We start from the raw sequence: 13,671 nt of genomic DNA, 5'->3' as shown, positions 1-13,671 counted from the left end.
CTGTTCGACAGATGTGGGCAGTCAAGTTGGCAGGGGCGTTCCCCGAAACACTGTGTGGCAACCCCGCTATCCTGGACGACATGTCTTTAGACCGGAGGCTTTGCGTCCTGGCCTTTCAACCAGTTTGCCAAATGACTACATAAAGGGTCATGGTGTCGCGTTTGGCGACAACTCATCATGACTATTTTTGATTAAATAATTAAGTGTAAATCTTTACAGCTTGACCTCATCGGAGTAGAGCAAACACTTAACTTTATGTTTTTAAATGGCTATTAACTCGGCGCCACGGCATCAAGTTCGTCGAACAGGTCGACAAGATGCAAATATTTGGCATTTTTTCGCAATGAAAAACGCCCCCGCCAGCCGATCTGGCGGGGGCGTGCGCTGCGACAAGCCAGGACGGATCAGTGGCGGATGCGCGGGCGATCCTCCTGCCGCGGCGGTTGCGGCATCCGTGGCTGGGTTGCCGGCTGGTGGCTGGCCGAGCCCAGTTTGAACAGGGCCAGCCGCTCGTCCAGGCTGCGGGAGAGTCCGGCCAGCAGCTCGCTCTCCTGAGCCAGCTGGGAGGCGGACTGGGACATCTCCAGCGCCGAGTCGTTGATGCCGCTGACGTTGCGGTTCATGTCCTCCGCCACCATGCTCTGCTGTTCCGCCGCGGTGGCGATCTGGGTCGCCATGTCGCTGACGTGCTGGATGTGGTTGACGATGAGGGAGAGATCCTGGCCCGCCTTCTCCGACTGGCCGACGCTGCTCTCCGCCAGCTTGCGGCTGGCGTCCATGGCGTCGGCCGCACTCACCGCCCGCTGCTGCAGCTGGGCTATGGTGCTCTGGATCTCCTCGGTGGACTGGCGGGTGCGGCTCGCCAGCTGGCGAACCTCGTCGGCCACCACGGCAAAGCCGCGGCCCTGCTCGCCGGCGCGGGCCGCCTCGATGGCGGCGTTGAGGGCCAGCAGGTTGGTCTGCTCCGAGATGGCGCTGATGACCGCCGTCACCTCGCTTATCTGCATCACCCCCTCCTTGAGCTGGTTGACCTGCAAGGTGGCCTGCTCCACCTCGCTGGCCAGCGCCTGGATGCCGTGCACGCTGGCGTGCACGTCCCGGTTGCCGAGGCCGGCCTCGCTGGTGGCGTCCTGGGTGTCGCGGGCGGTGTTCTCGGCGTGGCCGGCCACGTCGGCGATGGTGGCGCTCATCTCGTTCATGGCGGTGGCGAGCTGGGCCAGCTGATCCCGCTGGCTGTTGACCGCCTGGTTGGTCTGTTCGGCGGAGGCGGCGATGCGCAGGGCGGCATCCGCCACGTTGCCGGCCCCCTGGCTTGCCTCCAGCAGGGCGTGCCGGATGGCGCTGAGTCCCTGGTTGGTGCAGCTGGCGACGGCCCCCAGCTCATCCTTGCCGTGCACCGGGATGCTCACCACCAGATCGCCGGCGGCCACCTGCTGCATGGCCCGGTTGATCTCGGCCAGCGGGTTGACGATGGAGCGGCTGATGGCAAAGCCCAGCAGCCCCATCAGCAGGGTCACCAGCAGGGTGGCGCCCCCCATCAGCTGGTACTGGGACCAGATGGTGGCCTGGATGTCCTGCAGCAGTACGCCGGAGCCGAGGATCCAGCCCCAGGGCTGATAGCCGGCCACCAGCGACAGTTTCTGGGCCGATTCGCCGGAGGGGGAGACCCACTGGTACTCCAGCCGACCCTGCTGACCCCCTCTACCGAGATCCACCATCCGCTGCCAGTGCGCGCCGGCGGTGGCGGATCCGCTCTCACCCATCTGCTGGCCGACCAGCTCGGGCCGGACGGGGTGCACCAGCATCCGACGGTTCTCGTCCAGCACGAACAGGTAGTTGTCACCGTCAAAGCGCATGCTGTTGAGCATGGCCCTGGCCTCGGCCTGCGCCTGTGGGGCGGGCAGGGTGGCGGCCAGCGCCTGGATCCGGCTCATGGCCAGATCCAGCACAGCCTGCAGCCTGGCTTCCCGTTCACTCATCAGATTGCGCTGCAGGGCACTGGCGGAGATGAGCAGCAGTGCGATGAAGCCGACCAGCGCCAGTGAGAGCAACAGCATCAATTTGCGGCTCACGGCAATATCACCGAGCTTGAACATAGTCTCTTCCTTAACTTTCCCATGCGGGTCTGGTGGTGACCAGTCTGTCGGCTGGCCCTGATTATTTTTCATTTAACATTTAATTAACTTTCAAAGGCTTGGCGCGACAGCACGCCAATTGAGAAGTTTGACACCAGTATAGCCAGCAGACAGAAACCCTCGCTTTTGGTAGCGTGTTCGCGCGCATCCCGGCGCACCATTTGCCGGATTATTTGCAGAAAATGTGAATGAGTCGGCATTTCACCAAAAAGGAGTGGGCACCCCGTGCTGCCCCATAACAAGAGGGAATTTATGAGTTCCATTGCCAGGAATTATCTCAACCAGCTCAACGCCGACTACCTGCAGGTGCACAGGCGCAAGGAGGATCTGTTCTGGTCCACCTACATGGGCACCAGTGACGATCAGGCCGGTTTCACCGCCGCCGAGCAGGCCTACAAGGCCTTCTGCGCCGACCCGGCGCGCCTGCCGGTGCTGCGGGAGATGCATGCCATGGCCGAGGAGACCGAGCTCAAGCGCGGTCTGGCAGGCTGGATCGCCTTCTTCGAATGCAACGTCATCGAGGCGCCGGCCGCTGCCGCCCTGATGGACGAGCTGGTGGCCGCCGAGGCGGCGCTGTTCGCCCGCCGTCGGGAGCTGAAGCTGACCTTGCTGGACGAGCAGGGCCGCGAGGTGGCAGGCAGTCTGCCCGCCGCCAGCACGGCACTGGCCGCCAGTAGCAACGAGGCGGTGCGCCAGAGCGCGCTCGCCATGTTCCACACCCTGGAAAACTGGGTGGTCGACAATGGCTACCTGGCCATAGTCGCGCTGCGCAACCGCTTCGCCCGGGCCATGGGGTATCGCGACTACTTCGACTACAAGGTGCACAAGAACGAGCAGATGAGCCCGGCGCAGCTGTTCGCCATCCTCGACGACTTCATCGCCGGCACCGAGCAGCGGCTGCACCAGAGCCTGGCCGAGCTGAAAGCGGTCAAGGGGGAGGCGGCCCTGCTGCCCCACAACCTGCGCTACAGCGTGAGCGGCGACGTGACCCGCCAGCTCGACCCTTATGTGCCCTTCTCGCGGGCGCTGCAGGATTGGGTCGAGAGCTTTCGCCGCCTCGGCATCCAGTACCGCGGCGCCACCCTCACCCTGGATCTGCTGACCCGGGAGGGGAAATACGAGAACGGCTTCTGCCACGGCCCGGTGCCGAGCTTCTGGCAGGAGGGGGAGTGGGTGCCGGCGGTGGTCAACTTCACCAGCCTGGCCGACCCGGCCCAGGTGGGCAGCGGCTGGAGCGGGCTCAACACCCTGTTCCACGAGGGGGGCCATGCGGCGCACTTTGCCAACGTCACCGGCAACGCCCCCTGCTTCTCCCAGGAGTTCCCGCCCACCTCCATGGCCTATGCCGAGACCCAGTCGATGTTCTGTGACAGCCTGCTGGATGACGCGGACTGGCTCAAGCGCTATGCCAGGAACGCGGCGGGGGAGCCGATCCCGGATGCGCTGATCAAGGCGATGATCGAGGCACGCCAGCCGTTTCGCGCCTTCAACGAGCGCCAGATCGCGCTGGTGGCCTACTTCGAGCGTGATCTCTACGCCATGGACGAGGCCGAACGCACCCCGGCCGCCGTGCTGGCGCTGGCCCGCCGCTGGGAGCGCCAGATCCTGGGGGTGGAGAGCCCGCGTCCGCTGCTGGCCATCCCGCACCTGCTCAACCAGGAGTCGGCCTGTGCCTATCACGGCTACCTGCTGGCGCTGATGGCGGTGGAGCAGACCCGCGCCTACTTCCTGAAGCGCGACGGCTACCTCACCGACAACCCGCGTATCGGGCCGGATCTGGCCGCCCACTACTGGGGGCCGGGCAACGGCATGACCCATGACGAGACCCTGCGCAGCCTGACCGGCAAGGGCTTCAGCGCCGGCCCGCTGGCCGCGGTGTGCAACCAGAGCGTGGCCGAGGCGTGGCAACAGGCCGAGGCCTGCATGGCGGCGGCCCGTCAGCGTCCGCCGGCCGGCGAGGGGGCACCGCTCGATGCCCGCATTCGGGTAGTTCACGGCGACCAGCTTATCGCCGACAATAGCGACTCAGAGGAAGCCATGCTGGCCGGCTTCGAACGCTGGATCCGCCACCACTACCAGGAGGCGACCACCAGTCACTGAGGCGCAAGCCGGTGAACATGCGTTATGTCAGACCCCTGCCACGGCAGGGGTCTGTTTTTCATGGGAAGGAGTCGAGGGTGGGAACAAGATCGCGGTGGAGGTGGCTGCTGGCCACGCTGCTGCTGACGGGGTCGCTGGCGCAGCCGGCCCGGGCACTGCAGGCGCTGACCGAGCAGATGCCCCCTTACAACTACCAGCTGGCCGGCCAGCCGGTGAGCGGTTTCTCGGTGGATCTGCTGCACGCCCTGCTGGCGCGCAGCGGTCTGGCGCTGCGCGGCGACATCCAGCTGCTGCCCTGGGCGCGGGCCTATCAGAATGCCCGCTATCGGGCGGGCAGCATCCTCTTCTCGGTGGCGCGCACCCCGGAGCGGGAGCACCAGTTCCAGTGGGTGGGGCCGGTCGGGCCGCGCACCATCAGGGTGTGGCGACTGAGCTCGCGCACCGATATCCAGCCCCGCAGCCTGCAGGAGGCGAGCGACTACCGGATCGCCGTGGTACGCAACTCGGCCTCGGCCCAGCAGCTGATCCGCCAGGGGCTGGCGCCGGTCAGCGTCAACAGCGAGGAGGACAAGTTTCGCATGCTGCTGCGCGGTCGGGTGGAGCTGGTGACGGCGCTGGAGCTGGGGGCGGCCTTCCACATGCACCAGCTGGGGCACGGCTTCGAGGCGCTCACCCCGCTGTTCGTCTATGACGACAGCGAGCAGTACTACTTTGCCCTCAACCTGGCGACGGAGCCGGCCAAGGTGCAGGCCCTGCAGCAGGCCCTCGACCAGATGCGCCAAGATGGCTCGCTGGAGACCCTGCGCCGGCGCTGGCTCAACCTCCATGCGCAGCCCACCGTCTCGCCCGGCGGGGCCGCCCCTTTCTGATCCCCCGTCACCCCGCCGGGTCTAGCCCTGGATCTTCAGCACGCTGACCGGTTTGCCCTTGAGCGCCACCAGCAGCTGCCGGCCCGCCAGCTTGTGGCCGTCGATCATGATGGAGTTGTGGCTGAAGTTGGCCACCAGCCGGCTGCCGTCGGAGAAGCGGGTCTCCTGCACCCGGCCCACCCCGTCACGCCAGCGAAAGCCCACCAGCGCCTTGTCCCACAGCGCCTCGTGCAGCGGGGTGAACTGCTCGCTCAGCCGGGTCAGCTCCGGCAGGCGACTGGCCAGCGTGCTGCGGCTCAGGTTGACCAGCGGCGGGGTGTTGTAGAGCAGGCCGAGCAGGGCGCGCTCCTCCTTGATGCCGGGGAATTTCAGGTTGTCCAGCAGCCAGTGGTGGCTGTTGAGCACGGAGTCGTGGAACACCGCCTGATAGAGGGGCAGCCGATCCGCCGGATTGAACACCGTCTTCAGGTAGCGCGGCTTGAGCCGGGCGGGCTGGAAGAAGACTTGCGGCGCTTCGTCCGGCCACCACTTGCCGAGGTAGTAGGGGGACTTGGCCTGCTTGCGCATGGCGGCATCCTCCCAGCCAAAGCCCCAGCTCTGGATACCGTGGGCAAACAGCAGCGGCTTGCTGGTGAGGGCGTTGCCATCCTCCGAGCCCAGCACCAGGCCGAGGTGCTCCCCCACCCAGCTCATGCGGGCGTTGCGGTCGGCGATCATGGCCTGGCTGCCCTGCTGGTGGGCCGGGTTGTAGTCGTTGGAGGCCATGGCGGTGCCATCCACGTCGAGGAACAGGCTGTTGATGCCGCTGGCCTTGGCCAGCTCGCTCATGCGCCCCTTGGCAAAGGGCAGGGTGCAGCCTGGGTTGAGATAGACCCCCTCGCCGCCAAAGCCCGGCTTGGGCTTGCCATTGGCCTCGACGATGGCGCAGCGCTTGCCGATCGCCAGCGGCAGCTGGGCGGTGAGCCAGCTGTCGTTGGTGCCGGGCGCGATGGCGGTGTCGTAGGAGTCATAACTGCCCACCAGATAGCCCTGGCGCTGGGCGGCGGTGAGGGCATAGCCCTGCTGCAGGGCCGCCGTCCACTGCGGGGTGCCGAGCCACAGCTTGCGCAGTCCCGCCTGCTGCAGCGCCTCGATCACCGGCAGCGACAGCCCCTGGCCCCAGCGCTCCTGAGGCACCAGCAGATCCCCCAGCTGACCCTTGACCCACTGCTGGCGCAGGGCCAGCACCTTGCTCTGGGCCTGCGGGCCCTGCTGGGCAGGCAGCGGCAGTTGGCTGGCAATCAGCCGGTTGAGGCCGGCCATGATCAGGCTCTGCTGCCAGCTCTCGGGATGGGCGTCGGCCAGCGCCTCCCGCTCCTCGGCATTGAAGGTCTGCAGCCACTCCGGCTTTTGCTGCAATCTGGCCTGCAGGGCGGGCCACGCCTTCACGTCCTGCCGATCGAGCAGGGCATCCCCCCACAGGTAGACATGGCTGGCGCCGATCAGTCGCCGGCCGGCCGGGACGCGGGCAATCTTGTCGGCCAGGGATTGCCAGGCCCCCTCGCTCTGCAACCACGCCCGGTAGCGGCGCGCCCCTGCCAGCCAGTCATCCCCCACGCTCAGCCGCACCACCATGGGCGCCTGAGCGTTGAAGCTGCTGAACTCGTGGCTGGCGCTCAGCTGCAGCCGGCCCCCCTGGCGGCTGAACTTGAGCCGGTTGTCGTAGGGGCTCTGCAGGATCCAGCTGTAGGTCTGCTTGCCCGCATCCTGGCTCCAGAGCGGCAGCTTGAGGTCGTAGTGGGTGTTGAGCTCGGCCAGCTCGTCGCCGACATAGCCGAGCCAGTCGCTGTCGCGCACCGAGAAGCGGCTGCCCTCGCCGATGGCGAGGGAGAGGTGGGTCTGGTTTCTCGGCAGGCTGTACCAGGTCAGCTGACGGGGACTGTCGCTGGCAAGCGTCAGCAGCAGGTCGTCGCCATCCAGCCTGACCTCCACCCTGGCCTCCTGGGCGGGCCAGCGCCAGCTGGCCTGCTGGTCATCCTGTTGCAGTTGATCGACCTGGCGGGCGGGCTGGCCCGCGCTGACCGGGATCCGGTTCACCGCAATGGCCAGGGTATCGGGATCAATACTGTAACTTTGAGTCCCGCCCTGCAGGGTCAGAGGGGCGGCGGCGAGCGGCGCCGCCAGCCATGAAATTGCCAGCCAGCCCAGTGCTGGCGCCGTTATCCGCAAACCGTTCATGCAACATCCTTGACCTGATCAATGCCATCAGGGTACGCCGCAGCCCGCCTCCCGGTACAGCCAAATTTGCTTAACCCATATGGGGTGAAGGGAGTCATGCCGGTCGCTTTCACGGACGTTTTACTGCAGCAAAAAAGCATCATTCGAACCCTTCCTCAGCCCCCGCCAGCGCTGGCTTTGTTGACTCAAATGGATGTGGCCAAACACCAGCGTCGATTTTTCAGACGCCCCATATAGGGGGGTGCCAGCCTTGTCGCCAGTTTCTAGCATGCCCCCTCACTTTTAATGCAATTCATTGTTTTATAAGGATTGTTTTTGACTGGAGTATCAGTATGAAGAGAGCGAAATGGGGGCTTGGGCTGGCATTGTGCGCCCTCTTGGCCGGGGTGATCGGCTGGTGGCTGTGGCCGCAGCCGGTGGCGCCCGGAGCAATGACGACAGGGGATGAGGCGCGTGCGGCAGAGTCGGCCCCGCTGGTGGAGCTGACGCCGCTCGCCGCCACGCCGGTACCCGCGCTCAAACCGGCGCCGGTCACGCCCCCCGCCAAGCCGGATCGGCTGCGGGAAGATGGCAGCCAGCAGCTGGAGACCCCCTGGCAGGCGGCCGAGGTGGATGCGGACTTTCCGCTGGCGGAGCCCGGCGATGCGGTCGAGCAACCCCAGCCGATCGCCCTGCAGGGCAGCGATCTGGAGCGGGCCCAGGTGGGTGACAGCGTGGCCCTGCCGCTGCCGGATGGCAGCACCTTGCAGGCCAGGGTGACCAAGGTCGAGTTGCAGCGGGGCGGGGAGCGCAACTGGCAAGGGGAGATTCGGGTCGACGGTGACAGCTATCCGGTCAATTTCACCGTCGGCAAGCAAGCGACTTTCGGGTTCATCGGCACGCCGCAAGGCAGTTACTCCGTCGAGACCCTGGGAGGCAAGGGCTGGGTTTACAAGAACCCGCCGCTGGATCTGGGTCATGGCGGCGATGACGCCCTGATCCCGACTCACCAATAACAACAGAAAAGGAAGATCACATGCAGAAAACTACCTTGGGGATCATGATTGCGGGATTGCTCGGGGCGACCCCGGTGCTGGCGGAAACCATCGACCTGATGGTGCTGCACAGCCCGGGGCTGGCGGCCCGCTATCAGGGGGATGCGCAGACCCGGATCCAGCACATGATCAACGTCACCAACCAGATCTATGCCGCCAGCGGCCTGGATCTGACGGTGCGGAGCGTGCACGACCAGCAGGTCAATTACCCGGATGGCGGCACCGACGAATCCGCGCTCAACGCGGTGACCTACCAGCAGGATCCGGCTTTCAAGCAGGTACCGACCCTGCGCACCCGTTATGGCGCCGACATGGTGGTGCTGATGCGCCCCCAGACCGGTGACCACGGCAGTTGCGGGCTGGCCTGGGTTGGTGGTTCCGCGACCTATAGCGATGGCCGCAAGGCGTATGCCGACGGGGATGTCTCCCAGGATGCCGGCAGCATGTTCAGTCATGTCACGGCCACCGGCTGTGGCGACGTGGTGCTGGCGCACGAGCTGGGTCACAACATGGGGCTCAACCACTCCCGCCTGCAAGATGGCACGGGGGGCACTTACCACTATGCGCTGGGACACGGGGTGCGGGGTTCCTTCGCTACCGTGATGGCCTATCCCTCCAGCTTCGGGGTCTACAGCCACGAGTACAAGTTCTCCAGCCCGGACCTGGTCTGCAAGGGGCAGCCGTGCGGTGTGGATTATCGGGATCAGGCCAACGGGGCCGATGCGGTGCGGGCGCTGAAGGTGACCACGCCGCAGATCGCCGCCTTCTACCCCACCATGGTGACGGAAGCGCTGCCGGATCTGGGCGAGCTGGAACGCTCCCTCGAAACCCGGCGCCAGGACTTGGCGGCGGCCCAGGAGCACTACAGCCAGCAGGTGGCGGCCAGAACCGCCCTGCAGGATCGCCAGCAGACGCTCAAGGGCAACTTTGATCGCTACCAGCGCGAGCTGAACCAGCTGAACCAGCGCAACCGCCAGACGGTGCAGGAGATCAACCGGCTGGTGCGCGAGCACAACAGCTACAGCGGCAGCTACGGCCCGGAAGAGTATCGCCGGATCCGCGCCATCCAGGCGGGCCTGAGCACCCGCATCGATCAGCTGCACGATGAGAACAACGCCATCATTCGCCAGTCCAACGAGATCAGCCAGCGCTACCAGGCCGAGGTGAAGGAGTACAACGGCAGCTGGGATCGCTACAACCAGCTGGTGGCAGCGGTGAAGAGTGCCGACGGCAAGGTGGACGAGGCGCGCCGTGAGCTGGAGCTGGCCGAGCACAGGTATCAGCTGGCGCTGGCCCGCCAGCCGGCCGAGACGCAGCCGGCCTGATGCAACAAGGGCGCCCCGCAACAGGCGGGCGCCCTTGATGTCTGTCATAGGAGTCGACCGGGCAAGCCCGGTCGGCTCCTCTTTTTATGGCGGACTTATCTGGCCGCCGGTAGCTGGGCGAGGGCGGCCTGCACCGCGGCTGCCAGCTGGGGATCGCGCCCCGCCACCATGTCGGCCGGGGTCAGTGCCACCTGCACGTCCGGGATCAGCTCCTGGTTCTCGTACAGGGTGCCGTCGGGGTTGCGCAGCCCCAGGGTCGGGATGCCGTAGGCAAGGCCCGGGATCAGCCTGGAGGTGTGGCCGTACACCATGGTGCCGGTGCCCGGCACCGGCTCACCGACGATGGGGCCCACCTTGAGGGTGCGGTAGTACTGGGGAAAGGCCGAGCCTTCCGAGTAGCTGCCCGCATTGACCAGCACCACCGAGGGCTTGGTCCACTGGCGGGTGGCGGCGTCCGTCTCACCCTTGCCAAGGCGCGGCCAGCTGCTGGCCATGCCCTGGGCGCTGCCGCTGCCGGTCAGGAACTCCACCAGGGTGTTGGCCAGATAGCCCCCCTTGTTGAAGCGCACGTCGACGATCAGCGCCTCGCGGTTGCGCTGGCGACCGAGGGCGTCGGCCACCACCTCCTCATAGACGGCGCTGCTCATCTCCGGCAGATAGACATAGCCGACCCGCCCCTGACTCAACTGTTCCACCTGGCTGCGGCGCTTGGCGATCCAGCCGTCGAGCTGCAGCTGATACTCCTGCTGCTGGTCGATGGCGGTGACCTCCAGCTGGTGCGGCTCCTTGGCCCCCTTGGGCAGCAGGGTGAGGGCCAGCCGCTGGCCGGCCTGATGGTTGAGCAGGGCATCCAGCTCGTTGAGGCTGTGCAGTTCGGTGCCGTTGATGGCCAGCAGGCGGGCGCCTGGCGCCAGATCCGTCTCCTGCTCCAGCGGGCCGCCGGCCAGCAGGGCGGCCAGCTCGACCGCTCCCTGCCGCTCGCGCCAGTAGCCGCCGAGGCTGGCGGTGTCGTCCGGCATGCGCAGGGAGGAGTCGGGGACGCTGCCCCAGGTGTGAGAAACATTGAGCTCGCCGGCCAGCTCCGCCAGCAGGTTGCCGAAGTCACGCTCGTTGCTGATGCCGGGCAGCAGGCGGCGATAGGCGGCCACGTAGCCATCCCAGTCCACCCCGTTCATGTCGGCCCGGTAGAATTCGTCCCGGGTGAGGCGGGTGATCTGGTCGAAGGCGGCGGTCATCCGATCCTGCCAGCTGGCGGTGATCAGCAGATTGAAGGGGTGGCTGCTGGCCTCGCCGGAGCGGGTATCGATGAGGGCTATTTCCCCCTCCCGCACCAGGGTGGCGAGGCTGGCATCCTGGTTGAGGCTGGCCAGTGCCGGCCCCGGCTGCTCGGCAAACAGCAGCTTGGTCTCGCCCTTGCGCAGATCCCGGGCGTAGCCCTTGATCTCGCTCTCGCCGTTGGCCCCGCTGGTCTCCACCAGATAGACCAGGTGATCGTCGACGATGCGGCTGGCGAGGACGGTGCCTTCTGGCTGCAGCTGCAGCGCCTCGCGGTGTGCCAGCCGATCGGTTTCGAAGCCGTAACCCGTCTTGGGTGGCGCCTGTTCGGCAAGGAAATCGCTTCTGGCGGCGCGGCTGCTGTAGAGGCCGAGCAGGCTGCCGCCGAGGGGCTCGCCATCGGCCCCCAGCACGCCGTACTTGGTGGATTGCCAGTAGAGGATGCCGCCATCCTGACTCCAGGCCGGCTCACCATCCCGATAGCCGTTGAGGCTGACGTTGACCGGCTTGGCCTTGGCATCCCGGGTGTCGATGACGGCGATCTCCTGCTGGCTGGAGTCGGGCTGGATGGTCAGCGCCAGGTGGCGCGAGTCGGGGGCAAAGGCCAGCTCCACTGCATGGCGGGAGGGGTTGAACTCGGCGGCGACCAGCTGGCGCTGCTTGCCGCTGGCCAGATCCAGCAGGTGCACGGCCTGGCCATCCACCACGAAGGCGAGCTGTTTGCCGTCGGGGGAGAGGGTCGGCACGCTGATGGCGGCGCCCGGGATGGCCAGCAGCTTCTCTTCTATCAGGGTGCCGGGGGCGCTGAACAGGGTGTCAGGTTGCTCCTTCTTGAGGCGATACAGCGCCGCCGGCCCCTCCTGTTCGGAGAGGTAGATGAGCGTCTGCTCCTTATCGAGATAACGTGGAGCCGACTGCTCGCTGGGGTGGCGGGTGAGCTGGCGTACCCGCTCGCGCCGGGTGTCGACCGCGTAGAGATCCCCCTGGCTGACCAGGATCACCTCTTCTCCGTCCTGGCGGGCGATGGCCTCGTCGATGGGGCCGGGCTGCCAGCTCTGTTCGGCCGGCACCTTGGCGAACAGCGGCTGGATGGCGAGCTTGCGCGGGGTGTCGCTACCGGCATCGAGGCGGTAGAGCTCCCCCTGCCAGGACCAGACCAGATCCCCCTGGCGGGAGGCACTGAGGCCGCGCACCGGGTGACCCTTGAAGCGGGTGAGCTGGCGATCCTGGCCGCTGGCCAGATCCCGTTGCCAGACGTTGAAATCGCCGCTGCGCTCGCTCAGGTAGTAGAGCTGTTTGCCCTGCTCATCCCAGACCGGATCGCTGGCGGCAACCCTGTCTTCGGTCAGCTGGCGATGCTGTTTGCCGTCGAACAGCCACAGACGGGAGACGGCGAACGAGTGCTGGTGCTTGCGAAACGGCTGATCCATGCCCGGCATCTGGTAGGCCAGCTGGTTGCCGTGGGGGCGGGCCAGGGTGGCGGGCAGGGGCTGGGCCGGCGTCAGCGGGCCGCCGGTAACTGGCGTCCAGTAGAGGTTGCTGGCCCGATACCCCTCTGCCACGAAGTGATCGGCGTCGGGGTCGGTCAGGCGCTGGCTGCTCAGCAGCAGCTGTTTGCCATCGGCGCTGAAGGCCTGGGGCAGATCGGGGCGCGAATCGCGGGTCAGCCGCACCATCTCGCCGCCGCGACTCGGCACCACGAACACGTCCTCGTTGCCGTAGAGGTTGGCGGCAAAGGCTATGAGCTTGCCATCCGGCGACCAGAGCGGGCGCTGGCTCAGATAGCTGCCGTCGGTGAGGGGCACGGCGGGGCCACCATCCCCCGCGCTCAGGTAGATGCGACCCTGCCAGGTGAAGGCAAGCTGCTTGCCGTCGGGGGAGAGGGCGGGCTCGCGCAGCCAGAGTGGCTCGGCCGCCTGCAGGGGGGAGCAGATCAGCAAGAGCAGCAGGGATAGTCGGTATCGCATCGTGAGGTTCCTGAGAGGTGAAAAGCGCCTTATCTTCCCCCAATGTCCCGCCCGGGACTATCCCGAGATAGGGGGGTTATCCCGTTGTTTTGGCAGTTAATTGTAACAATCTATAAAAGATGGCGCGGGATATGTTTCTCTGGATATATTGAGTATTGATGGCGATCCAATATGATGGCGCTCGCCCGCCACACCAGGCGGTGCAGTTCAGATGATTTGGTAACAGAAAAGCCCTTACCAGAGGCTTGCCGAGGGATGGAATGAGAGCCGTATTACTGTGTTTGCTGGGGCTGTGGCCCGCATTGAGTTTTGCCACCCTGTCCGCCGATATGGTGGTGGTGAAGAAATCGAGTTATAGCCTGACCCTGATGAAGGATGGCAAGGAGGTCAAACGCTACTGGATCGCTCTGGGTCCGGCTCCCAAGGGGCACAAGCAGCGGGAAGGGGATCAGCGCACGCCGGAAGGCCGTTACATCCTCGACTACAAGAAGACCAACTCCAACTATTACAAGGCCATCCACATCAACTACCCGAATCTGGACGACATCAAGGCGGCCAACGAGATGGGTGTGCGACCGGGCGGCATGATCATGATCCACGGTCAGCGCAACAGCATAGGCAACACCCGTTTGCAGCCGTCCAACTGGACCAATGGCTGCATCGCCATGCTCAACAAGGATCTGGACGAAGTGTGGAACGCCATCGAACCCGGCACCCCCATCATCATTCAGCCCTGATTCTCAGCAGCG

The 13,671-nt window shown here is 65.9% G+C and carries 8 protein-coding genes and 1 riboswitch; of the genes, 5 read left to right on the top strand and 3 right to left on the bottom strand.

Annotation, left to right across the window (positions count from 1 at the left end; translation table 11 throughout):
• Window positions 1-53 precede the first annotated feature (53 nt).
• A riboswitch (cyclic di-GMP riboswitch) is annotated at window positions 54-139 on the bottom strand.
• Between the two features lie 265 nt (window positions 140-404).
• Window positions 405-2,096, bottom strand: a complete 1,692-nt coding sequence (locus tag PG897_RS11295; protein ID WP_017784626.1) for a methyl-accepting chemotaxis protein — start codon at window positions 2,094-2,096, stop codon at window positions 405-407.
• 291 nt (window positions 2,097-2,387) lie between these two features.
• Here PG897_RS11295 and PG897_RS11290 point away from each other — a divergent pair, with 291 nt between their 5' ends.
• Together PG897_RS11290 and PG897_RS11285 are read left to right on the top strand one after the other, a co-directional pair.
• Entirely contained in the window at window positions 2,388-4,235 is a 1,848-nt protein-coding gene (locus PG897_RS11290) for a M3 family metallopeptidase (RefSeq protein WP_201885210.1), read from the top strand.
• Between the two features lie 77 nt (window positions 4,236-4,312).
• A complete protein-coding gene (locus tag PG897_RS11285) occupies window positions 4,313-5,104 on the top strand; it encodes a substrate-binding periplasmic protein (protein WP_201885209.1) in 792 nt (263 codons plus the stop codon).
• 21 nt (window positions 5,105-5,125) lie between these two features.
• On the opposite strand, the gene PG897_RS11280 is transcribed toward PG897_RS11285, so the two are convergent.
• On the bottom strand, window positions 5,126-7,321 hold the full coding sequence (locus PG897_RS11280) for a glycoside hydrolase (RefSeq protein ID WP_201885208.1): 2,196 nt from the start codon (window positions 7,319-7,321) through the stop codon (window positions 5,126-5,128).
• 332 nt (window positions 7,322-7,653) lie between these two features.
• Here PG897_RS11280 and PG897_RS11275 point away from each other — a divergent pair, with 332 nt between their 5' ends.
• Complete coding sequence (locus PG897_RS11275; RefSeq protein ID WP_201885207.1) at window positions 7,654-8,316, top strand: hypothetical protein; 663 nt, start codon at window positions 7,654-7,656, stop codon at window positions 8,314-8,316.
• Window positions 8,317-8,336: 20 nt separating this feature from the next.
• Complete coding sequence (locus PG897_RS11270; RefSeq protein ID WP_054544039.1) at window positions 8,337-9,680, top strand: zinc-dependent metalloprotease; 1,344 nt, start codon at window positions 8,337-8,339, stop codon at window positions 9,678-9,680.
• Window positions 9,681-9,775: 95 nt separating this feature from the next.
• Here the strand turns inward: PG897_RS11270 and PG897_RS11265 are convergent, their stop codons facing one another.
• Window positions 9,776-12,922 carry a S41 family peptidase gene (locus tag PG897_RS11265; RefSeq protein ID WP_201885206.1) on the bottom strand — a complete coding sequence of 1,049 codons (3,147 nt, stop codon included), beginning with the start codon at window positions 12,920-12,922 and terminating at the stop codon, window positions 9,776-9,778.
• Window positions 12,923-13,182: 260 nt separating this feature from the next.
• On the opposite strand from PG897_RS11265, the gene PG897_RS11260 reads away from it, so the two are divergent.
• On the top strand, window positions 13,183-13,659 hold the full coding sequence (locus PG897_RS11260; RefSeq protein ID WP_005308598.1) for a L,D-transpeptidase family protein: 477 nt from the start codon (window positions 13,183-13,185) through the stop codon (window positions 13,657-13,659).
• Window positions 13,660-13,671: the final 12 nt, after the last annotated feature.

This window comes from Aeromonas sp. QDB20 (assembly GCF_027707805.1).
GTDB lineage: Bacteria > Pseudomonadota > Gammaproteobacteria > Enterobacterales > Aeromonadaceae > Aeromonas > Aeromonas dhakensis.
This window is presented reverse-complemented; position numbering and strand designations above follow the sequence as displayed.